The following is a 21,275-nucleotide window of genomic DNA, read 5'->3' as shown; positions in this document are numbered from 1 at the left end:
TCAGAAATGGGTGTGGCAGGACCAGTGGCTGATGCCGAGCTGCTCCAGCGTGACGTCGTGGATCGACTGCCGCCTGGCGTCGCCAGCTTCGTCGTCGTCACTCGCCCGCGCCTCGCCCGGCCTCTGGCCGAGCTCGGCCGGAAAGGCGCGCTCGAACCAGTCGCCGAGATGGGCGCGGAAGACCGCGAGGAAGCCGGCGCGCTCGTCGCTCATGAGGCGAGCCGCCTCGCGCTCTGCACCCGGCCGAGCTGGCGCGCCGCGAGTTCGGCCGCGCTCGGCGTGGCGAAGCGCTGGCCTTCCAGGGCGCGGAAGGCCGAGGAGGCCGAGATGAAGGTGAAGAAGCGCTCGTCGCCACGGCGGTTGACGAGCCCGGCCTGGGTCTCGCCGATTTCGATGACGTAGCTCTGTTGGGTCGTGGACATGGTCAGCCTTTCGCCACGGATGCGGCGTTCGAATGGGATCGGTCTGGAAGAGGGGCCCGGCTTGGCGCGGGCGGCCGTTCAGCGCAGGATCGGCATTCGACAACAGCAGGCGGGCGAGGCTTTCGCGGGGGCCGGCTGGGGCAGGTCGGAAAGGGTCATGTCAAACTCCGCTTTAGCGTTTGGTGACGCGGCGCAAGCTGCTCGCTCAAATCTCCGCGGCCATCAGGCTGCCCTGATGACGAGGCCAATTTGGCTCGGAGTGTCCTCTTTGTCAACCCAATCGTTCTTTTAAAGAAACGCCGTCTCAAGATGTCGGTGTCCTAGCGGATGTGTCGCTTGTAGAAAATCCTTCTCAGAATCCGACTTTCCTCCGTGACCGGTAAGGCGCGGGAGCCCCTCCCCCTTTGTGGGGAGAGGTTGGGGGTGGGGGGGCGGAAAGACGGGGTGAATTGCGTCATCGTTACGGGCTGTTGCTGCTACAGCGCGCATCAAACGCTGCTGCACCCAGGAGTTCGCCCCCAACCCCATACCCTTCCCCACAAGGGGCAAGGGAGGAGCCCCGTGTCCGGCGAGCGCCCTGCGACAGCCTGCGGCTTGACGGAGGCGGCGCGACGGCGCCATGTCCCCGCCATGCCGGCCACCGCCCCCATGTTCGCGCGCCTGCGCCGCTCCGTGCTCGGAGCCTGGCTGGCAAGCGCCTATGCGCTGGCGGTGCTGGCGGCGGCGCTCGCGCCCACGCCTGCGCTGGCGGCACATTCGGCGCTTGACGGCGCGGTGCTGTGCTCGGGCCAGCCGGCCCAGGACCAGAATGCGCCAGCTTCCGATAACTCCCAGCAGCATTGCCAGGGCTGCCCGGCCAACCCGGTCGTCGCAGCCCCGCCCGGGGCTCTCCAGCCGACAGACAGCCGGGTCGCGGTGCTCGTCGCGGCGCCGCAACTGCTCGCCGCCGGCCTGCCGCGTGTCGCTTCGTTCGGCCTGCCGCAATCGCGGGCACCGCCGATAGCTCTTAGCTAGAGCTTCGCTTCTCTGCCCGAGCTGCCGCATGAAATGCGTCGTACCGGGCTTTCAAGCCGCCCGGCGGCAACCGTCTTTCAGGATATCTCCGATGAACACGCCCGTTCGCACCCTGGCCGTGCTGCTGCTCGCCTTGTCGAGCACTGCCGCCTTCGCCCATGAATTCAAGCTCGGCCCGCTCAAGATCGGCCATCCCTGGTCGCGCGCCACGCCCAACGGCGCCAAGGTCGGCGGCGGCTACCTCACCATCGAGAACACCGGCACGACGCCGGACCGGCTCATCGCCGTCTCCGCCCCCTTCGCCGGCCGCGGCGAGATGCATGAGATGGCGACCAAGGACGGCGTCATGACCATGCGCGAGCTGGAGAAGGGCGTCGAGATCCCCGCCGGCGGCAAGGTCGAGTTCAAGCCCGGCGGCTATCACATCATGTTCCAGGAGCTGAAGCAGCCGCTGAAGCAGGACGAGATGCTGAAGGGCACGCTGACCTTCGAGAAGGCGGGTACCATCGAGGTCGAGTTCAAGGTCGAGAGCATCGGCGCCCGCGGGGCGAGCGAACCCGCCGGCGGGCATAAGCACTAGGCTGGAAGGAAGAGCGCGGGCTCCCTTCTCCCCCTGCGGGAGAAGGTGGCAGCGCGAAGCGCTGACGGATGAGGGGTCGCGCGACGAACACCGTGCGCCGCTTCAACCAAGCTCAACAATAAAGGACGGCGCGACCCCTCATCCGCCCCTGCCGGGGCACCTTCTCCCGCAGGGGGAGAAGGGAAGAGGGGCAGCCGCCCGGTCGTTCGCCTAGATCTTCGCGCGCGGGTCGTGCTTCGCCAGCCGCGCCAGCAGGTAATCGACCTCGGCCTTCGCCGCGGCGGTCAGCCCCGCGCCCGGCTTGCGCTGGGCGTCGCTGGTCAGGATGCCGCGCTTCATCATCACATATTTGCGCACGGCGAGGCCGACGCCCTGCTGCTGCTCGTAGCGCAGCAGCGGCAGATGCGCGTCGAAGATGTCATGGGCAGCGTCGCGCTGGCCCGCCTTGCTGAACCTGACCACGTCGATCAGCAATTCCGGGAAGGCATAGCCGGTATTGGCCCCGTCGGCGCCGCGCTCCATCTCGAAATCGAGGAAGAGCCCGCCATTGCCGGTCAGGATCGCGATCTTGCGCAGCGAGCCCTCTGCCTGGAACTTGCGCAGCGTCGATATCTTCTCCAGCCCCGGCCAGTCCTCGTGCTTCAGCATCACGCAGGACGGGTTGTCCTGAACGATGCGGCGGATCACGGCCGGCGTCATCACCACCGAGAGCGTCAGCGGATAGTCCTGGATCACGAAGGGGATGTCGGTGCCGATCGCCTCGACCGCCTGGGCATAGTAGGTGACGATCTGGTCGTCGGTGCGCAGCGAGGAGGGCGGGGCGATCATCACGGCGCCGGCGCCGAGATCCATCACCTGCCGCGCCAGCGAGCGCATCGCCGCGAAGCCCGGGGCGGAGACGCCGACGATGATCGGCTTGCCGCCCATCTTCGCCGCCGCGCGCTTGACCAGTTCGACCGACTCATCCGGTTCGAGCTTCGGCGCCTCGCCCATGATGCCGAGCACGGTGACACCGTCCGAGCCGATGCCGGCATAGAACTCGAACAGCCGGTCGGCGCTGGTCCAGTCGATCGCGCCATCGGGCGTGAACGGGGTCGGCGCGATCGGGAAGACGCCGCCGGCGTCGGGTGTCAGGCGCATGGTCGTGGCTCTCGTTCTAAAGGCGCCTCCGGGGCGCCATGGCTCAATACGGCATCGAGTCCGGGCCGGTCGGTCGCCTCGGCGACAGAGCCGGCCGCGAAACCGCTCCTCAGGCGATCTTGACGCTGACCGTGCCGACGCCCGCGACCGTGCCTTCCAGCAGGTCGCCGCGTACCGCGGCCGCCACGCCTTCCGGCGTGCCGGTCATGATCAGGTCGCCCGGCGCCAGCTCGACGAGGCCGGAGAGGTAGGCGATCGTCTCGGGCACGCTCCAGATCATCTTGGCGAGGTCGGAGCTCTGCCGCACCGTGCCGTTGACCTTGAGCTCGATCAGCCCGGTATCGGGATGGCCGGCCCTGGCCGCCGGCACGATCTCGCCGATCGGCGCCGACTGGTCGAAGCCCTTGCTCATGTCCCAGGGCCGGGCGGCCTTCTTGGCGGCGGCCTGCAGGTCGCGGCGGGTCATGTCGAGCCCGGCGGCATAGCCGTAGACATGGTTCAGCGCATCGGCCTCGGCGATGTCCTTGCCGCCCGTACCGATCGCGACGACCAGCTCCATCTCGTGGTGCAGGTCGTTGGTCTTGCTCGGGTAGGGCATGTCGGCGCCGCCGATGACGACGGCATCGGCCGGCTTGGTGAAGAAGAACGGCTCCTCGCGGTCGGGATCGCCGCCCATCTCGCGGGTGTGCTCGGCGTAGTTGCGGCCGACGCAGAAGATGCGGCGCACGGGGAAGAGCCCGCCGCCGGCGACCGGAACCGTGGCGATGGCGGGCGGATCGATCACGTAATTCGACATGGCAGGCTCAAGCTCCCCTAGTAGGTTCGCCGCCGTTCATGCGGGAGTGCGGGGCCTTGGGCAAGTACCTGGAGTTACGTGGCGGGGCTGCGCGGCGCTCATTCCGCGCCATCGCTTCAAGAAAAGGCGCGGGGAACCCTCTCCTGTAAGGAGAGGGCAGGGTGAGGTGTCGGCCGCTGGACCAGCGAAGCTGAAACAGGGCCGCGGTCAACTCACCGCACCAGTGTCAAACGGCGTACACCTCACCCCCACCCCTCTCCTTACAGGAGAGGGGATCCCACGCACTTTCTTGTTAGGTCGCGCGCCGCCTCACGCCTTCGGCAAATCCGGCACCTTATACGCCGTCGTCGCCTTGATCCGCTCCATGGCGAAGCGCGAGGTCACGTTCTTCAGCGGGATCGTGTCGATCAGCTTCTTGTAGAAGCCGTCATAGGCGGCCATGTCGGCGACGACGACGCGCAGCATGTAGTCGACATCCCCCGCCATCCGGTAGAACTCCATCACCTCCGGCATCGAGGCGACGGTCTGCGCGAACTTCTCCAGCCAGGGGCCGGAATGATCGGCGGTCTCGATCTGCACGAAGACGGTCAGGCCGAGACCGATCTTCTCCGGCGCCACCAGGGCGACGCGCTTGATGATGACGCCGGTCGCCTCCAGACGCTGGATTCGCTTCCAGCACGGCGTCTGCGACAGGCCGACCCTGTCAGCCAATTCGGCGATCGAGATGTTGGCGTCGCTTTGCAGCACGGTCAGGATTTTACGGTCGATCGCATCCATTCTCTCGGTCCATCAAAAAGGAAGAATTTTTTCCGTTGAAGCGAGAGAAAAGAGAAAATTCATCTTTTCGATGCCCGCGTCTTGTTTTCAGATAGAAAATCCTTTTCTCAATCTGTCAACGGGGCGTTTTCGGACCCCGCTTCGAGAAGGGTGCACCGATGGACCGCCGCCAGTTTCTGTTGACCGCCAGCTCCGCTCTTGCCGCCGCTGGCGCGCCGTCGCTGGCGCATGCGCAGTCCGTGCCGGCCCGCGTCGGCTTCATTCCGGTCGTCGGCACGGCGCCCTTCTTCGTCGCCTATGGCGAGGGTTGGCTGAAGCAGGCGGGCCTCGACGTCTCGCTCACCACCTTCGAATCCGGCCCGAACATGATCCAGGCGCTCGCCTCGGGCACGATCGACATCTACATCGCCGGCGTGGCGCCGCTCGCCGTTGCCCGCTCGCGCGGTGTCGACGTCCGGGTCGTGGCGGCGACGGCGACGGGCGAGAACGTCGTCGTGGCGGCGCCGTCGCTGGCGAAGTACTTCACCGCCGGCACGAGTGCGGCTGCTGCCCTCAAGGCCTTCCGCGCTGCCGTCGGCAAGCCCGCGCGGCTGGCGACGCAGCCGGCCGGCTCGGTGCCCAACACCACCTTGCAATACTGGCTCTGGGAGGTCGCCAAGGTCGACAAGGCTGATGTCGAGATCGTGCCGATGGGCATCGACGCGACGCAGCAGGCGATCCTGGCCGGCGCGGTCGATGGCGGCAGCGTGCGCGAGCCGGCCCTGACGATCATCCAGGACCGCAACCCCGCGATCAAGCTGATCGCTGGCGGCGAGGATGTCTTCCCTGGCCAGCCCGGCACGGTCGTCGCCGTCTCCGGCGCCTTCATCACCAAGAACCCGCAGGCCGTGCAGCAACTGGTCAACGGCCTGGTGCGCGCTGCCAACCTGATCGCCAAGACGCCGGACAAGGCGGTGCCGCATCTCGCCGCCGCGCTCGGCAAGGGCATCGTCGAGCCCGCGATCATCGCCAAGGCGCTGGTCTCGCCGGCGAGCAAGTTCGAGATCGACCCGCGCAAGATCATCGAGCCGTCGCGCGCGATGCAGGCCTATCAGGTCAAGCTCGGTTCGCTGGAGAAGGAACTTCCGTTCGACGGACTGTTCGAGACGCAGTATTACGAGCGCGCCATCAAGGGCTGACGACGTAAGGCGGCTGATTTGACTTCACTTAGGGCTCCGGCCCTCGCCCTTGCGGGCCTCATCGTCTTCCTGCTGATCTGGGAGGCGATACCCTATTTCGGCCTGGTCAACCCGGCCTTCCTGCCGGGGCCGAGCGTCCTGCCGAAGGCGTTTTGGCGCGAGGTCACCTCGGGCGCCTGGACGGCCGCCATCCTCGGCTCGCTCTGGCATTATTTCGTTGGCCTGTTCCTCGGCTCGGCGCTCGGCGCCGCCTTCGGCACGCTGGTCGGCATGTTCAAGATCGCCGAGGAGGCGACGGCCTGGGTCGTGCGCGTGCTCCGGCCCATCCCCGGCCTCGCCTGGGTGCCCTTCGCCATCATCTGGTTCGGCGTGAACCCCTCGGCGGCGGTCTTCATCATCGCCATCGGCGTGTTCTGGATCGTCTTCTTCGCCGCGCAAGGCGCGATCAAGGGCGTCGACCGCGACCTGATCGAGGTCGCCGACGCCTTCGGCTTCCGCTCCTCCTGGCAGCGCCTGACCAAGATCCTGCTGCCGGCCGCCATGCCCGGCATCCTCGTCGGTGTCCGCACCGCGCTCGGCCAGGCCTGGATGGCGGTGGTCGCGGCCGAGATATTCGGCGTCGCCGGCGTCGGCCAGCGCATGATGCAGGCCTCGAGCCTGCTCGCGACCGATATCGTCGTCATCTACATGCTGACCATGGCCGCGCTCTACGGCCTGCTCGACACCATTTTCGTCGCCGTTCAAGCATGGGTGCTGCGATGGAAAGCGTGATCGACATCAAGGGCCTCTCGCTCACCTTCACCCGCGACGGCGAGGCGACGGAGGTGCTGCGCAAGCTCGACCTTCAGGTCGAGCGCGGCGAGTTCCTGGCCATCGTCGGCCCCTCCGGCGTCGGCAAGTCGACCTTGCTGCGCGTGATCGCCGGCCTCGCCAAGCCGAGCGGCGGCGAGGTCGTGATCAACGCCAGGGACAATACCCGCCGGCCGGTCGCACTGGTCTTTCAGGATTCACGCCTGCTGCCCTGGCGCAAGGTCGTCTCGAATGTCGGCTTCGGGCTGGAAGGGCAGGTCGCGCGCCCGGCGCGGCTGCAAAAGGCGCAGCAGATGCTCGATCTGGTCGGCCTCGGCCAGCTCGCCCAGCGTTGGCCGCACCAACTTTCCGGCGGCCAGCGCCAGCGGGTCTCGCTGGCGCGCGCGCTCGCGGTCGAGCCCGAGATCCTGCTGATGGACGAGCCGTTCTCGGCACTCGACGCGCTCACCCGCGAGAACCTCCAGGACGAGCTGATCCGCGTCTGGCAGAGCACGGGCAAGACCGTGCTCTTCGTCACCCACGACATCGACGAGGCGGCCTATCTCGCTGACCGCGTCGTCGTGCTCTCGGGCGCGCCCGGCCAGATCATCGCCGAGCACCGCATCACCGCCGCCCGCCCGCGCAAGCGCGGTGCGGAGGGCGAAGCCGCGATCGTGCGGGCCGTGCGTTTGGGTCTGGGGGCGGATGTCGTGACGGATGGGGCTGCGATCTAGCGGCCTTCTGCAAACGCCTTGAACTCCTCCCCATAGCCGCCATGCCAACGCGAGAGCGGCGGGCGGTTCTCGACGATGTCGCCGATCGCCCAGAGCATGCGCCGCTCGTCGAGCGTGCGCGGCGTGTCGTTGTCGGGGCAGAGGATGTAGAAATCGCCCGCCTTCAGCCGCTCCATCATGAACTCGATCACCTGCTCCGGCATCCAGGCACCCGCCGGCTTCTCGGTGCGCGCCTTGGCGGTCAGCGCGGTGAAGACCCAGCCGGGGATCAGCAGATGGGCGCTGACCTTGCCGCCCTCCTTCTGGCGCAGCTCATGCTGCAGCGCCTCGGTAAAGGCCTTCACCCCCGCCTTCGAGACGTTGTAGGCCGGGTCACCCGGCGGCGTGGTGATGCCCTGCTTCGAGCCGGTGTTGATGATGATGCCGGGCTCGCCGCTCGCGGCCATGCCCGGCCCGAAGATCTGGCAGCCATTGACGACGCCGCCAAGGTTGACGCCGAGCACGCGCTCCCAGTTCTCGTGCGGGCCGAAGATCGTGCTGCCGGGCTGGATGCCGGCATTGTTCATCAGGACATGGACGTTGCCGAAGCGCGTGGTGACCTGCTCGTGCAGGGCGCGCAACTCGTCGGCGCGGGAGACGTCGGTCGCCGCCGCCAGCACGTTCTCCTCGCCGATGATCGCGGCGATGACCTGGCCCGCGGCTTTCAGCGTCTCGCCATCGCGGTCGGCAATCACCACCTTCATGCCGAGGGCGGCGAAATGCCGGGCGGCGGCGAAGCCGATGCCCGAAGCGCCGCCGGTGATCACGGCGACGCGCGACGGGGCGAAGGCGGAGAGGTCGATGGTCATGGCTGGTCTCGCGATTCGAGGATGGCGCCGGCACCTAAAGGGCCGCACGGGGCGACATCAAGGCACCCCGCCAAAGTCTCGCATCGATGTGACGAAGGTTCGAAATGGCCGGGCCTCACCGGGATGTCATTGGCCTTGCCCGCTGATTTCAGGCATTTGAACAGCTATTCTGGAAGGACCAATGACGGCACGCATGGGCGATCGTAGCGTAAACCGCTTCCTCCGGCAGGGCCTGCTCGCCCTGGCGCTGCTGGCGCCTGCCGCCGGCTTCGCGGCGGAGTCGACGGCGGTGACCAGCCCGCGCCTCACCGCGACCCTGATCTCCAGCCGTAATACGGTCCAGCCCGGCGAGCGCTTCCAGGTCGCGCTCAAGCAGAAGATCGCCAAGGGCTGGCACACCTATTGGGTCAATCCCGGCGATTCCGGCGAGGCGACCAAGCTCGACTGGACCCTGCCGGAGGGCTTCAGCGCCGGCGAGATCCAATGGCCGGCGCCCAAGGCGATCCCCTTCCCGCCGCTGGTGAACTTTGGCTTCGAGGGCGTCGTGCTCCTGCCGGTCGAGATCACCGTGCCGGAAACGGCCAGGCCCGGCGAGACGCTCTCGCTCAAGGCCAGCGCGACCTGGCTGGTCTGCGAGAAGATCTGCATTCCCGAAGAGGGCCTGTTCACGCTCGACCTCCCCATCGGCCCGGCCGCGGTGGTGGACGAGCAGGCGCAGCAGCGCATCGAGGCGGTGCGCGCCGGCCTGCCGCAGCCGGCGCAGTTCAAGGCGAAGCTAACGGCGGACGGCGACAGGCTCGCGCTGGCCCTGCCCGGCATCGGCAAGGCCGCGACGGAGCTGCGCTTCTTCCCGCTCTCCGACACGCTGATCGACCATGCCGCGCCGCAGAGCGTGGCGGCTGAGGGCGGGGGCGCGACCCTCCAACTCGCCCGCTCCAGCGCCTTCAAGGTCACCAAGCCCGAGCTCTCCGGCGTCGTCACCTATCGCGAAGGCGGCGTGCCGCGCGCGCTGACGCTGGCGGCCGATGTCGAGCCGGCCCTGGTGACGGCCGCCGCTGAGGGCTCGCCATCCGGCTCCGCCGTCGTCCGCGCCCCGGTTCCGCTACCCGAAAGCGACCTCACGCTCTGGGCCGCGCTCGCCTTCGCCTTTGCCGGCGGGCTGATCCTCAATCTGATGCCGTGCGTGCTGCCGGTGCTGTTCATCAAGGCGCTCGGCTTCGCTCAGCTGGCGCAGGCCAACCGCGCCGAGGTGCGCGAGCAGGGCCTGCTCTTCCTCTGCGGCGTGGTCGCGACCTTCCTTGTGCTCGCCGGAATCGTCATCGGCCTCGGCGCGTTCGGCGCCAGCGTCGGCTGGGGTTTTCAGTTGCAATCGCCGCCAGTGGTGATTGCGCTTGCCGTGATCATGGCGCTGATCGGCTTCAACCTGCTCGGCGCTTTCGAGGTCGGCACCTCCGTCCAGGGCGTCGGCCATGGCCTCGCCAGCAGCGGCGGCCGCATGGGCGCCTTCATGACCGGCGCGCTCGCCGTCATCGTCGCCACGCCCTGCACGGCGCCCTTCATGGGCGCGGCGATGGGCTATGCGCTGACGCAGGCGCCCGCGATCGCGCTCTCGGTCTTTTTCGCGCTGGCGCTCGGCTTCGCCTTCCCGGTCGTGGCCCTCTCCTTTGCGCCGGGCTGGCTGAGGCTTCTGCCCAAGCCCGGCCGCTGGATGGTCATCCTCAAACAGGCCTTCGCCTTCCCGATGTTCGCGACCGCGATCTGGCTGATCTGGGTCGCCTCGGTCCAGGCCGGGCCGATGGGCGTGCTGGCCGCGCTCGTGGCCGTGCTCGCCGCCGGCTTCCTGGTCTGGCTGCTCGGCATCAGCCGCGGCGCCGGCGGCCGGGCGCGGCTGGCGAGTTCGGTCATCGCCCTGCTGGTCGCGGTCGGCGCGGGTGCTTTCGTCGTGCAGAGCGCGGTGCCGAGCGCCGGCCCGAGCGAGGCGCGGGCTGGCGAGATCGAGGCCTGGTCGCCCGAGCGCGTCGCGGCCTTGCAGGCTCAAGGGCGGCCGGTCTTCGTCAATTTCACCGCGGCCTGGTGCATTACTTGCTTGGCCAACGAGCGCGTGTCGCTGTCGCGGCAGGAGGTCAAGGACGCCTTCGCCTCGCTCAAGGTCGCCTATCTCAAGGCCGACTGGACCAACCGCGACAAGCTCATCGCGCAGACGCTGGCCGAGCACGGCCGCGCCGGCGTGCCGCTCTATCTGTTCTATCCGGCCTCAAAGGGCGCGCAGGCCGAGATCCTGCCGCAACTGCTGACGACGGACATGCTGATCACCGCGGCCGAGCGCGCAGCCGGCCGCGAGGTGAAGACGGCCGCGAGCCGTTGAGCCCGGTGGCGGAAGGGAGGTAGCGTTTTTCGCCATTTTGCTCTGAACTAAAGCATCGTGTGGAAAAGTGGGAACCGGTTTTCCGGGTAAACGATGCGATAGATAAGCCTATGCAACCCCAGAAGACGGAGACAGACATGAAAGCCATGACCAGGCAGACTTTCATCGCCGGCCTTGCCCTCGCTGGGCTGACCCTTGGTGCGGGGGCCGCGCTCGCCCAGGCCGCGCCGAAGACGGGCGCTCCCGCCCCGGCTTTTTCGGTGGTCGATGCCGACGGCAAGACCCAGAAGCTCTCGGACTATGCCGGCAAGACCGTGGTCCTCGAATGGACCAATCATGACTGCCCCTATGTCCGGAAGCACTATAACAGCGCGACCATGCAGAACCTGCAGAAGGACATGACCAAGGACGGCATCGTTTGGCTCAGCGTCGTCTCCTCGCCGCCGGGCGAGCAGGGCCATGTCGAGGCGGCGCAAGCCAAGGACCTGACCAAGACCCGCGACGCGGCGCCGTCGAGCGTGCTGCTCGACCCGAAGGGCACGATGGGCCGCGCCTATGGCGCCCAGACCACCCCGCACATGTACATCATCAACCCGCAGGGCACCTTGGTCTATGCTGGAGCGATCGACGACAAGCCCTCGGCCAGCCCGTCCAGCCTGACCGGCGCCAAGAGCTATGTCCGCCAGGCCATGGCCGAGCTGAAGGCCGGCAAGCCGGTCTCGGAAGCCGCAACCAAGTCCTACGGCTGCGCCATCAAGCTGGCGCCGACGACCTGAGGCGAGCGATAGCCGATAGAGGCGCGGGGAACCCTCTCCCGTAGGGAGAGGGCAGGGTGAGGGGTCGGCCAGAACACCAGCGAGGCTGAAGCAGGGCCGCCGTTGGCTCACGGCTGCAGCGTCAAACGGCCAGCACCTCACCCCTGCCCCTTTCCTTACAGGAGAGGGGTTCCCCGCGTTTCATTGCGTTGGCGACTGAGCCGCGCCCTACCGCCCCGCCCCCGCGCACACGACCGGCTGCACGTGCTGCTGCCCCATCCGCACGACGATCAGATCCTTCGTCCCGTCGGGCGCGATCCGCAGCACGCTGCCATCTTCGTTCATGACATAGGCGGTCAGGCCGGCCTGGCGCGTCCGCTCGATCTCCCGGCGCCGGAACTGCTCGAGCTTCTGTTCATATGTCGGGTTCATGCCGTGCGCTCCGAGGTGCTTCGGTGCGCTGACGCATAGGCATTTGGGGCCGGCGTGAATGTGATCTGGGTCACATGATCAGGCCGGACCTCCGTTCCCGGCCGCCTAGAGCATCGGGTCGCTGCCCCTTCGGACATCACGGAGATTGATGACGCCCGCACGCCGATCCGGCGTAGGATTTCGTCATGCCCACGCCCATGCCTGAGGAGCATCACATCCAACCCTGAGGAGCGCGACATGAGCACCACCGAGCTGCGCGGCGAAACCGCCATCGAGACCCCGAAGGCCGGGGCGGTCGACATGAAGTTCGAGATCGTCGTCATCCCCGTTTCGGACGTCGATCGCGCCAAGCGCTTTTACGGCGACCTCGGGTGGAGGCTCGATGCCGATTTCGCCTCGGGCGACGAGTTCCGCGTGATCCAGTTCACGCCGCCCGGCTCCGGCTGCTCGGTCATATTCGGCAGGAACGTCACCGCGGCGCCACCCGGCTCCGCCCAGGGGCTCTATCTGATCGTCTCCGACATCGAGGCCGCCCGCGCCGGGCTGCTCGATCGCGGCATTGAGGTCAGCGAGGTGTTCCATGATGCCGCCGGCGTCTATGCCGGCCCGGACGAGCCTTATCTGTTCGGGCGGGCCCGGGTCGGCGGCCAGGACCCCGACCGCCGCAGCTACCGCTCCTTCGCCTCGTTCAGCGATCCCGACGGCAATGGCTGGCTGTTCCAGGAGATTACCGCGCGGTTGCCCGGGCGCGTCGACGCCGTCACGACGTTCACCTCGACGGCCGAGTTCGCGGCTGCGTTGCGGCGCGCCGAGGCAGCGCATGGCGAGCACGAGAAGCGGATGGGCGGCGAGCGCGATGCCGACTGGCCGAGCTGGTACGCCGAGTACATGGTCAAGGAGCAGGCGGGCGAGCAGCTGCCGTTATAGGCAGAGGTACCGGACCGGACAGTGGAATCCGGCTTTCGGAATATCCGATGCAATAGCAAAAGCCTGGATCGTTACTTTGCGTCCGAAGGGACGCGTGGCGATCTAGGCACTCAAACCCGCCCGAGCCGCGCCCCGCTGGTCGCGTCGAAGACGTGGACCCGGTCGGGATCGACGGTGATCCAGAGCCGCTTCGATTCCTTGGCGACGACGTCCGTCGCCGCCTGCATCACGAAGGGCAGGCCGGAGAGCTTGCCGTGGAAGAGCTGGGTCGCCCCCAGCTCCTCGATGAACTCGACGTCGAAGGGCAGCGTGCCGGCCGCGCCTTCGGACGCGATCTCGATATCCTCGGGCCGCAGGCCGACCTCGACCTTGGTGCCCTCCGTGAGGTTCTGCCGGAGGTCGCGCGCCTCCAGGATGGCGTCGCCGAGCGCGACGATGCCGGGGCCGTCGATATGGGCCGGCAGGATGTTCATCGGCGGCGAGCCGATGAAGGTCGCGACGAACTTGCTCGCAGGCTTGCGGTAGACGTCCGAGGGCACGCCGATCTGCTCGACCTGCCCGCCATTCATCACCACCAGCTTGTCGGAGAGCGTCATAGCCTCGACCTGGTCGTGCGTGACGTAGATCGAGGTGACGCCGAGCGCGCGCTGCAGCTTCTTGATCTCGACGCGCATCTGCACGCGCAGCTTGGCGTCGAGGTTGGAGAGCGGCTCGTCGAACAGGAAGACCTGCGGCTTGCGCACGATAGCGCGGCCCATGGCGACGCGCTGGCGCTGGCCGCCGGAGAGCTGGCGCGGCCGGCGCTCCAGCAGATTCTCGATCGCCAGGATGCGCGCCGCTTCCTTGACGCGCTTGTCGATCTCGTCCTTGGGCGTTTTGAGGTTGCGCAGGCCGTAGGCCATGTTGTCGTAGACGCTGAAATGCGGGTAGAGCGCGTAGTTCTGGAACACCATGGCGATGTCGCGGTCGGCCGGCTCGATCTGGTTGACCACCCGGCTGCCGATGCTGACCTCGCCGGACGAGATCGTCTCCAGCCCCGCCACCATGCGCAGCAGCGTGGACTTGCCGCAGCCGGAGGGGCCGACGAGCACGCAGAAGCCGCCATCGGGAATGTCGAAGGACACGCCCTTCACGGCCTCGACGCCGCCGGCATAGACCTTCTTGACGTTGGTGAGCGTGACCTGGGCCATGTGCGGGCTACTTCTCGGTTTCGACCAGGCCCTTCACGAAGAGCCGTTGCATGACGATGACGACGAAGACGGGGGGCAGCATCGCCAGCATGGCGGTGGCCATGGCGAGTTGCCACTCTGTCAGCGCGTCGGAAGTGACGATCATCTTCTTGATGCCGATGACGATGGTGATCATCGAATCCTTGGTCGCGACCAGCAGCGGCCAGAGATACTGGTTCCAGCCATAGATGAACTGGATCACGAACAGGGCCGCGATCGTCGTCATCGAGAGCGGCAGCAGCGTGTCCTTGAAGAACTTGAACGGCCCGGCGCCGTCGATCTTCGAGGCCTCCAGCAGCTCGTCGGGGATCGTCAGGAAGAACTGGCGGAACAGCAGCGTGCCGGTCGCCGAGGCGATCAGCGGCACGGCGAGGCCCTGATAGGTGTCGAGCATGCGCAGGTCGGAGACGACTTTGAAGGTCGGGAAGATGCGGACCTCGACCGGCAGCATCAGCGTGACGAAGATGATCCAGAACGCCGCCATCCGAAACGGGAAGCGATAGTAGACGATGGCGTAGGCCGAGAGCACGGAGATGAAGATCTTGCCGAGCGCGATGGTGATCGCCATCACGAAGGAGTTCAACAGCATGGTCGCGACCGGCTCGCGCGTCGTGCTCGCGGTGCCGACGAAGAGCACGCGGTAGTAGTTCTCGAAGAAATGCGGGCCGGGATAGAGCGGCAGCTGCCCATTGATGATGGTCGAGGCGTCCCAGGTCGAGGCGACGAAGGTCAGCCAGACCGGGAAGGCGACGATGGCGACGCCGATCGTCAGGATGATGTAGGCGATCAGATCGCCGAGGCGCCGGTCTTCGACCATCAGTGCCAGGCCTCCTTGTTGCGCAGCAGCTTGGCCAGCTCGTCGGCGCAGGCGTTGAGGAAGGCCTCGCCCTTCTCGGCCGTGGCGCGGCGGGCATCGCCGATCACGCCGGTCTCGGTCATCTCGCGGAAGGGCTTGTAGCGGCCGACGGTCGGTCGCGTCAGCGCGCCGAGATCGGCGCCGAGCATGCCGAAGGCCTCTGGCAGCCGCTCATGCCTGACCGTCTCCGGCGCCAGCACCATCATCATCGAGGTCTCGACCTCGCAGGCGTGCAGCACGCTGGCCTGATCCTGCATGAAGGGCTGCATCGCCTCCTGCGCCAGCTGGAAATAGGTGGTGCCGAGGATGCGCAGGCTCGTCTCGCGGGCGAAATCCGGCAGGAAGGCGCCGAGCGCGGCGATGTTGCCGCCATGGCCGTTGACGATGACGACGCGGTTGAAGCCGTGGCGCTCGATGCTCCTGAGGAAGGCCAGCAGCACGGCGCGATAGGTCGGGATGTCGAAGGTGAAGGTGCCACCGAAGGCCATGTGGTGCTCGGCCATGCCGCACCACAGCGTCGGCGCGACGACGACTTCCGTCTCGCCCGCCCGCTCGGCCGCCGCCTTGCAGACGCCGCCGCACAGGATGGTGTCGACGCCAACAGGCAGATGCGGCCCATGCTGCTCCATCGAGGCGATCGGCAGGATGACGACGGCGTCGTTCGCCGCCTTCCTGCGCAACTCCTCGGCGGTGAGCTCCTGCCAGAGAACGGAGGCCATCAATAGCTCACCTTGCGCTCGATGAAGCGGAACTGGATCGCGGTCATGCCGATCACCATGATCAGCAGGATCACCGATTGCGCCGCCGAGCCGCCGAGGTCGGTGCCGCCCTTGCCGTCGGCCCAGACCTTGTAGACCAGGGTCTGGGTCGCGCCCGAAGGCCCGCCGCCGGAGACGGTGTCGATGATGCCGAACGTGTCGAAGAAGACGTAGACGATGTTGACCGTGAGCAGGAAGAAGGTGGTCGGCGAGAGCAGCGGGAAGACGATGGTCCAGAACCGGCGCCATGGCCGGGCGCCGTCGATCACCGCGGCCTCGATCACGCTCTTCGGGATCGCCTGCAGGCCGGCGAGGAAGAACAGGAAATTGTAGCTGATCTGCTTCCAGGTTGCCGCCAGGATCACCAGGATCATCGCGTCGTTGCCGTTGAGGCGCGGGTTCCAGGCGATGCCGAGCGATTGCAGCCCGCGCGCCAGCATGCCGAGCGAGGGGTCGAACATGAAGAGCCAGAGCACGCCGGCTATTGCCGGAGCGACGGCATAGGGCCAGATCAGCAGGGTCTTGTAGATTTCGGCGCCGCGGATCTGCCGGTCGGCCATCACCGCGAAGAGCAGCGCGATCGAGAGCGAGAGCACGCAGACGAAGGTCGAGAAGATCGCGGTGTTGACCAGCGCCTTGAAATATTCCGGCCGCGAGAACAGCTCGGTGTAGTTCTCGAACCAGACGAACTCGGTCGAGGTGCCGAAGGCGTCCTGCAGCAGGAAGCTCTGCCACACCGCCTGGCTCGCCGGCCAGTAGAAGAACACGATGGTGATTGCGAGCTGCGGCAGCAGCAGCAGCAGCGGGATGGTTAGTCCCTTGAAATAGGCGTTCTTCTGCATGGGCGCCCGCGGGTAAAGTGAAGAGGCCGGGGCTGGTGCCCCGGCCTCTGGATCAGGTCCGGCTCAGCGCGAGGCGGTGCGCTCGAACTGGCGCAGCGCCTGGTTGCCGCGCTCGTTGGCGGCGTCGAGCGCGGCCTTGGCGCTCTTCTGGCCGTTCAGCGCCGCCTCGATCTCCTCCGACCAGATGTCGCGGATCTGGACGAGGCCGCCGAAGCGCACGCCGCGCGAGTTGTCCGTCGGCTCCTTGTTGTTGAGCTCGAGCAGCGGGGTCTCGAGATAGGGCTTGTCCTTGTAGAAGCCGGACGCCTTGACCTTCTCATAGGCGGCCTTGGTGATCGGCAGGTAGCCCGACTCGGTGTGCAGCTTCACCTGCCGGTCGACGTCGGAGAGGAAGGTGAAGAACTTGGCGACGCCCTTGTACTCGTCGGCCTTCTTGCCACCCATCACCCACAGCGAGGCACCGCCGATGATCGAGTTCTGCGGCGCGCCCTGCACCTCGGGATAATACGGCATCGGCGCATTGCCCCAGGCGAACTTGGCGTTGGCGTTGACGTTGCCGAAGAAGGCCGAGGAGGTCAGGAAGATCGGGCATTCGCCCGAGGTGAAGCGGCCTTCGCCGCCATTGGTGCGGCCGGAATAGTCGAAGGTCTTGTCCTTCTGCAGCTCGACCAGGTTGGTCAGGTGCTTCACGTAGAGGTCGCCGTTGATCTTGAACTCGGTGTCGAAGCCGTCGAAGCCGTTGGCCTTGGTGCCCACCGGCACGTTATGCCAGGCGCCGAGCTGCTCGATGTTGGCCCAGGTCGTCCAGCCGGTGGAGAAGCCGCACTTGTCGAAGCCGGCGGCCTTGAGCTTCTTGGCGGCGTCGAACACTTCAGGCCAGGTCTTCGGCGGGGCCTCGGGCAGGCCGGCCTTCTTGAGCGCGTCCTTGTTGTACCACATCACCATCGAGGACGAGTTGAAGGGGAACGACAGCATCTCGCCCTTGGTCGTCGAGTAGTAGCCGGTGATCGCCGGCAGGTAGCTCTTCGGGTCGAACGCCTCGTTGGCATCCTTCATCACGTCGGCGACGGGCTTGATCGCGCCCTTAGCCGACATCATGGTCGCGGTGCCGACCTCGAAGACCTGCAGGATGTGAGGCGCGTTGCCGGCGCGGAAGGCGGCGATGCCGGCGTTCAGCGCATCGGCATAGGAGCCCTTATAGGCCGGAACGACCTTGTACTCTTTCTGCGAGGCGTTGAAGTCGTCGGCCAGCTTGACGACGACGTCGTTGTTGGCGCCGGTCATCGCATGCCACCACTGGATCTCCGTCTGGGCCATGGCCGGCATCGACCAGGCCGCGGAGAGCAGGGCGGCGGAAAGCACGAAGCGGGGTTTGAAGGTCATGTATGTTCTCCCTTCCGCCCTCCGGTTCGCGCGGGCGGCTATTGTCGTTGGTGCGCAAGCTAGCATGAAGAGCCGGCGACATTTCAATGACAATCTGACGACAAGGGCGCCATGCGCCATTGGTTGGGTGCCGCCTCTTGCATACTCGCGGCAAAGCGGCTGTTCTCCCCGCCCATATTGAGCCATTCCTGACGCAACGGATGCCGATGATGCCGCAATTTGCCCTGACCCCCCAGAACACCTTGCCGGCTGACGCCGCGGCGGCGACGCTCGTCGGGCGCGTCTGGCTCCCTGCCGTCGCCGGCCCCGCCGTGGTGGCGCTGCGCGGCGAGCACCTGGTCGACGTCACCCGCGCCTTCGCCACGATGCGCGACCTCTGCGAGCAGGCGGACCCCGCCGCCGCCTTGCATGCAGCCGCGGGCGAGACGGTTGGTTCGCTGGCTGACATCCTCGCCAACACGCCTGTGGACAAGCGCGACCCGGGCAAGCCCTGGCTGCTCTCGCCGCTCGACCTGCAGGCGGTCAAGGCGGCCGGCGTCACCTTCGCCATCTCGATGCTGGAGCGCGTCATCGAGGAGAAGGCGCGCGGCAATCCGGGCGCCGCCGCCGCGATCCGCACCGAGATCGAGAAGCTGATCGGCGACGACCTCTCCAAGCTCAAGCCCGGCTCGCCCGAGGCGATGCATCTCAAGGAGGTGCTGATCGCGCAGGGCGCCTGGAGCCAGTATCTCGAGGTCGGCATCGGCCCCGACGCCGAGATCTTCACCAAGGCCCCGCCGATGTCCTCGGTCGGCACCGGCTTCGACGCCGGGCTGCACCCGATCTCGACCTGGAACAACCCGGAGCCGGAGGTCGTCATCATCGTCGCCTCCAGCGGCGCGGTCGTCGGCGCCACGCTCGGCAACGACGTCAACCTGCGCGACGTCGAGGGCCGCTCGGCCCTGCTGCTCGCCAAGGCCAAGGACAACAACGCCGCCGCCGCCGTCGGCCCCTTCATCCGCCTGTTCGACGGCAAGTTCACGCTCGACGACATCCGCAAGGCGACGGTGACGCTGACCGTCGAGGGCGAGGACGGCTTCACCATGAAGGGCTCGTCCTCGATCGCCAGGATCAGCCGCGACCCGGCCGATCTCGCCGCCCAGATGCTCAACAAGAACCACCAGTACCCGGACGGCGCCGCGCTCTATCTCGGCACCATGTTCGCGCCGATCGAGGATCGCGACACGCCCGGCGGCGGCTTCACGCACAAGTACGGCGACATCGTCACCATCGCTGCGCCCGAGCTCGGCGCCCTGGTCAACCGCATGCGCCGCTCCGACGAATGCGAGCCCTGGACCTTCGGCGCCTCGCACCTGATGCGCAGCCTGGCGAAGCGCGGCCTGCTTTAATGGGTAGCGGCGGCGTCCTCGTCTATGGCGAGGCGCTCGCCGATCTGGTGCCGGAGGATGCCGGGGCGGCTCGCTACGAGGCCTTGCTCGGCGGCTCCGGCTTCAACACCGCCCTGACGCTGGCGCGCTGCGGTGCGCCGGTTTCCTACTGCGCGACGCTCTCCCACGATGCGCTCGGCCGGCGCTTCCGCGCCCGGCTGGAGCAAGATGGCATCGACCTCCGCTTCCTCGCCGAAAGCGACAAGCCGACGCCGCTCGCGGTGGTCGCGCCGCTCGGCACGGATGGCGCGGCGCGCTATCATTTCCATCTCGCGAGAACGACGCTCGACGAGCCGCCGCCGCTGCCGGCCTCGTTCGATGGCATCGCCCATCTCCACCTGACCTCTTTCGGGGCGACGGTCGGCGCCTCCGGCGAGCGGGCGCTGGAGCTGATGCGCGCGGCCCGCGCCGCCGGGCTCAGCCTCAGCTACGACCTCAATATCCGCCCGCCCGCCTTGCCGGGACCGGAGGAGATCCTTCGCCTGATCGAAGAGCGCGTAACCCTTTGCGATCTGGTCAAGCTCAGCATCGAGGATGCCGAGCAGGTCTTTGGAGCCGGCTATGAGACGGTCGTCGCGCGCTGGCTCAGTGAGGGTCGCGCGCTCGTCCTGCTGACCGAGGGCGATCACGGCGCCCATCTGGTGCGAGCCAGGGGCGAGCGGGTGCGCGGCTACGCGCCCGTCACTGAGCTGGTCGATACGATTGGCGCGGGCGACGCTTTCATGGGTGGCTTCCTCGCTTCGGTCGCGCGAGCGGGCGAACTCGGGCCGGCCCTGCGCAGCCTCTCCGACGAGGCGGCCGCGTCCGCCATGGACGTCGCCGCCCGCGTCGCCGCCGAGACCTGTGGCCGGCGCGGCTGCGATCCGCCGCGGCTCACGCCCGAACTGCCTTCCGAGCAAAGCCGGACCTGAACCCATGCGCCTCAGCTATCTCGACTACCACACTTGCGGCGAGCCGGTCCGCATCGTCACTGGCGGCTATCCCGCGCTCACCGGCGCGACCATCCTCGACAAGCGCCGGCAGGCCCGCGAGCAGCACGACCATCTCCGCAGCGCGATGATGCTGGAGCCACGCGGCCATGCCGACATGTACGGCGTCATCCCGGTCAAGGCCTCGCACCCGCAGGCCGCCTTCGGCGTGCTCTTCACCCATAACGAGGGCTATTCGACCATGTGCGGCCATGCGACCATCGCGCTCGGCCGCTATGCGATCGAGCATGGGCTGGTGCCGGCGGTCGAGCCCGTCACCCGCTTCGCCATCGAGGCGCCCTGCGGCCTGCTGCGACTGGAATGCGAGGTGGCCAGCGGCAAGGTCGGGCAGGTCCGCTTCGAGAGCGTCCCGGCCTTCGCCTTCGCGCGCGACCTCGCCATCGACGTGCCCGGCTACAGCAAAGTCGTGACCGACATCGCCTATGGCGGCGCCTTCTACTGCATCCTGCCGGCCCAGCGCTTCGGGCTCGACCTGTTCGAGACGCCCGTGAGCAAGCTGACCGAGGCCGCTGCCGCATTGACCGACATCGTCCGCGCCACCATGACGATCACGCACCCGGTCGAGCCCGATCTCGGCTTCCTCTATGGCACGATCGTCACAGACGAGACCGGGCCGGAGGAGACCAGCTTCAACCTCTGCATCTTCGCCGAGCGCCAGATCGACCGCTCGCCGACCGGCTCGGGCGTCACCGCGCGCATGGCGCTCGACCATGCCAAGGGGCTGGTCCGGCCAGGGCAGGAGCGGCTTTTCCGCAGCATCACCGGCGGCACCTTCTCCGGCCGCGTCGTCGGGCCGGCGGATTACCCGGCCGCAGGGGCGGTCACCGTCGAGGTCGGCGGCACCAGCTATTTCGCCGGCGAGGGCAATTTCGTGATCGAAGACGACGACCCGCTCGGCCTTGGCTTCGAGCTGCCGGAGCGCTTTGCGGAGATCGCCGGGCGATAACCCCCGTCATTGCGAGCGCAGCGAAGCAATCCAGGGGGACTGGCTGAGGGAGACCCCCTGGGTTGCTTCGCTGCGCTCGCAATGACGG

The 21,275-nt window shown here is 67.4% G+C and carries 23 protein-coding genes; 11 read left to right on the top strand and 12 right to left on the bottom strand.

From position 1 onward, the window contains the following. A complete protein-coding gene (locus DWF00_RS27965) occupies positions 1 to 213 on the bottom strand; it encodes a hypothetical protein (protein WP_114832144.1) in 213 nt (70 codons plus the stop codon). Beyond that, a complete protein-coding gene (locus DWF00_RS27960; RefSeq protein WP_114832145.1) occupies positions 210 to 422 on the bottom strand; it encodes a hypothetical protein in 213 nt (70 codons plus the stop codon). Before DWF00_RS27960 ends, DWF00_RS27965 begins: the two co-directional genes overlap by 4 nt. A gap of 561 nt (positions 423 to 983) precedes the next feature. Here DWF00_RS27960 and DWF00_RS27955 point away from each other — a divergent pair. Next, positions 984 to 1,436, top strand: a complete 453-nt coding sequence (locus DWF00_RS27955) for a hypothetical protein (protein ID WP_147283816.1) — start codon at positions 984 to 986, stop codon at positions 1,434 to 1,436. 91 nt (positions 1,437 to 1,527) lie between these two features. Next, complete coding sequence (locus DWF00_RS27950; RefSeq protein WP_114832147.1) at positions 1,528 to 2,016, top strand: copper chaperone PCu(A)C; 489 nt, start codon at positions 1,528 to 1,530, stop codon at positions 2,014 to 2,016. Between the two features lie 210 nt (positions 2,017 to 2,226). Here DWF00_RS27950 and DWF00_RS27945 read toward each other — a convergent pair whose 3' ends face one another. From DWF00_RS27945 to DWF00_RS27935, 3 genes are all read right to left on the bottom strand, one after another. Then, positions 2,227 to 3,156 (bottom strand): dihydrodipicolinate synthase family protein, encoded by a 930-nt coding sequence (locus DWF00_RS27945; protein ID WP_114832148.1) that lies wholly within the window; start codon positions 3,154 to 3,156, stop codon positions 2,227 to 2,229. A gap of 109 nt (positions 3,157 to 3,265) precedes the next feature. After that, positions 3,266 to 3,952 carry a fumarylacetoacetate hydrolase family protein gene (locus DWF00_RS27940; RefSeq protein ID WP_114832149.1) on the bottom strand — a complete coding sequence of 229 codons (687 nt, stop codon included), beginning with the start codon at positions 3,950 to 3,952 and terminating at the stop codon, positions 3,266 to 3,268. 309 nt (positions 3,953 to 4,261) lie between these two features. Then, positions 4,262 to 4,729, bottom strand: a complete 468-nt coding sequence (locus tag DWF00_RS27935) for an Lrp/AsnC family transcriptional regulator (RefSeq protein WP_114832150.1) — start codon at positions 4,727 to 4,729, stop codon at positions 4,262 to 4,264. 158 nt (positions 4,730 to 4,887) lie between these two features. On the opposite strand from DWF00_RS27935, the gene DWF00_RS27930 reads away from it, so the two are divergent. Genes DWF00_RS27930 through DWF00_RS27920 form a run of 3 tightly spaced genes read left to right on the top strand, consistent with a single transcriptional unit; the run spans position 4,888 to position 7,430 of the window. After that, entirely contained in the window at positions 4,888 to 5,907 is a 1,020-nt protein-coding gene (locus DWF00_RS27930; RefSeq protein ID WP_114832151.1) for an ABC transporter substrate-binding protein, read from the top strand. An 18-nt stretch (positions 5,908 to 5,925) separates the two neighbouring features. Beyond that, the gene (locus DWF00_RS27925; RefSeq protein WP_114832152.1) at positions 5,926 to 6,678 is read left to right on the top strand and encodes an ABC transporter permease; all 753 of its coding nucleotides are present in this window, start codon (positions 5,926 to 5,928) and stop codon (positions 6,676 to 6,678) included. Next, positions 6,666 to 7,430: an ABC transporter ATP-binding protein gene (locus DWF00_RS27920; RefSeq protein ID WP_181832862.1), complete on the top strand. Its 765-nt coding sequence runs from the start codon at positions 6,666 to 6,668 to the stop codon at positions 7,428 to 7,430. The genes DWF00_RS27925 and DWF00_RS27920 overlap by 13 nt, the downstream gene beginning before the upstream one ends. On the opposite strand, the gene DWF00_RS27915 is transcribed toward DWF00_RS27920, so the two are convergent. Further along, on the bottom strand, positions 7,427 to 8,278 hold the full coding sequence (locus DWF00_RS27915) for an SDR family NAD(P)-dependent oxidoreductase (RefSeq protein ID WP_114832154.1): 852 nt from the start codon (positions 8,276 to 8,278) through the stop codon (positions 7,427 to 7,429). The two genes, DWF00_RS27920 and DWF00_RS27915, sit on opposite strands and share 4 nt — an antisense overlap. A 193-nt stretch (positions 8,279 to 8,471) precedes the next feature. On the opposite strand from DWF00_RS27915, the gene DWF00_RS27910 reads away from it, so the two are divergent. Together DWF00_RS27910 and DWF00_RS27905 are read left to right on the top strand one after the other, a co-directional pair. Further along, positions 8,472 to 10,643, top strand: a complete 2,172-nt coding sequence (locus DWF00_RS27910; RefSeq protein WP_114832155.1) for a protein-disulfide reductase DsbD family protein — start codon at positions 8,472 to 8,474, stop codon at positions 10,641 to 10,643. A gap of 137 nt (positions 10,644 to 10,780) precedes the next feature. Beyond that, positions 10,781 to 11,419, top strand: a complete 639-nt coding sequence (locus DWF00_RS27905; RefSeq protein WP_114832156.1) for a redoxin domain-containing protein — start codon at positions 10,781 to 10,783, stop codon at positions 11,417 to 11,419. A 207-nt stretch (positions 11,420 to 11,626) separates the two neighbouring features. Here the strand turns inward: DWF00_RS27905 and DWF00_RS27900 are convergent, their stop codons facing one another. Then, positions 11,627 to 11,830 carry an acylphosphatase gene (locus DWF00_RS27900; protein WP_114832157.1) on the bottom strand — a complete coding sequence of 68 codons (204 nt, stop codon included), beginning with the start codon at positions 11,828 to 11,830 and terminating at the stop codon, positions 11,627 to 11,629. A gap of 237 nt (positions 11,831 to 12,067) precedes the next feature. Between DWF00_RS27900 and DWF00_RS27895 the strand changes: the two genes are divergently transcribed. Further along, the gene (locus tag DWF00_RS27895) at positions 12,068 to 12,757 is read left to right on the top strand and encodes a VOC family protein (RefSeq protein WP_114832158.1); all 690 of its coding nucleotides are present in this window, start codon (positions 12,068 to 12,070) and stop codon (positions 12,755 to 12,757) included. A gap of 110 nt (positions 12,758 to 12,867) precedes the next feature. Here DWF00_RS27895 and DWF00_RS27890 read toward each other — a convergent pair whose 3' ends face one another. From DWF00_RS27890 to ugpB, 5 genes are all read right to left on the bottom strand, one after another. Then, positions 12,868 to 13,947, bottom strand: coding sequence for a sn-glycerol-3-phosphate import ATP-binding protein UgpC (locus tag DWF00_RS27890; RefSeq protein WP_114832159.1), 1,080 nt, complete (start codon positions 13,945 to 13,947; stop codon positions 12,868 to 12,870). A gap of 7 nt (positions 13,948 to 13,954) precedes the next feature. Then, a complete protein-coding gene (gene ugpE, locus DWF00_RS27885) occupies positions 13,955 to 14,803 on the bottom strand; it encodes a sn-glycerol-3-phosphate ABC transporter permease UgpE (RefSeq protein WP_114832160.1) in 849 nt (282 codons plus the stop codon). Next, entirely contained in the window at positions 14,803 to 15,561 is a 759-nt protein-coding gene (locus tag DWF00_RS27880) for a creatininase family protein (protein ID WP_114832161.1), read from the bottom strand. Before DWF00_RS27880 ends, ugpE begins: the two co-directional genes overlap by 1 nt. Beyond that, a complete protein-coding gene (gene ugpA / locus DWF00_RS27875) occupies positions 15,561 to 16,442 on the bottom strand; it encodes a sn-glycerol-3-phosphate ABC transporter permease UgpA (protein WP_114832162.1) in 882 nt (293 codons plus the stop codon). Before ugpA ends, DWF00_RS27880 begins: the two co-directional genes overlap by 1 nt. Before the next feature lie 63 nt (positions 16,443 to 16,505). Next, positions 16,506 to 17,825, bottom strand: a complete 1,320-nt coding sequence (gene ugpB / locus DWF00_RS27870) for a sn-glycerol-3-phosphate ABC transporter substrate-binding protein UgpB (RefSeq protein WP_114832163.1) — start codon at positions 17,823 to 17,825, stop codon at positions 16,506 to 16,508. Between the two features lie 209 nt (positions 17,826 to 18,034). On the opposite strand from ugpB, the gene DWF00_RS27865 reads away from it, so the two are divergent. Genes DWF00_RS27865 through DWF00_RS27855 form a run of 3 tightly spaced genes read left to right on the top strand, consistent with a single transcriptional unit; the run spans position 18,035 to position 21,187 of the window. Further along, the gene (locus DWF00_RS27865; RefSeq protein WP_114832209.1) at positions 18,035 to 19,213 is read left to right on the top strand and encodes a fumarylacetoacetate hydrolase family protein; all 1,179 of its coding nucleotides are present in this window, start codon (positions 18,035 to 18,037) and stop codon (positions 19,211 to 19,213) included. Further along, positions 19,213 to 20,163, top strand: coding sequence for a PfkB family carbohydrate kinase (locus DWF00_RS27860; RefSeq protein WP_181832863.1), 951 nt, complete (start codon positions 19,213 to 19,215; stop codon positions 20,161 to 20,163). Before DWF00_RS27865 ends, DWF00_RS27860 begins: the two co-directional genes overlap by 1 nt. A 4-nt stretch (positions 20,164 to 20,167) precedes the next feature. Beyond that, positions 20,168 to 21,187: a proline racemase family protein gene (locus DWF00_RS27855; protein WP_114832165.1), complete on the top strand. Its 1,020-nt coding sequence runs from the start codon at positions 20,168 to 20,170 to the stop codon at positions 21,185 to 21,187. The last annotated feature ends 88 nt before the right edge of the window (positions 21,188 to 21,275 follow it).

The sequence above is a fragment of the Allobosea caraganae genome (genome assembly GCF_003351345.1).
Taxonomy (GTDB): domain Bacteria; phylum Pseudomonadota; class Alphaproteobacteria; order Rhizobiales; family Beijerinckiaceae; genus Allobosea; species Allobosea caraganae.
The sequence above is the reverse complement of the archived record's forward strand: the minus strand, read 5'-3'. Positions and strand labels throughout refer to the sequence as shown.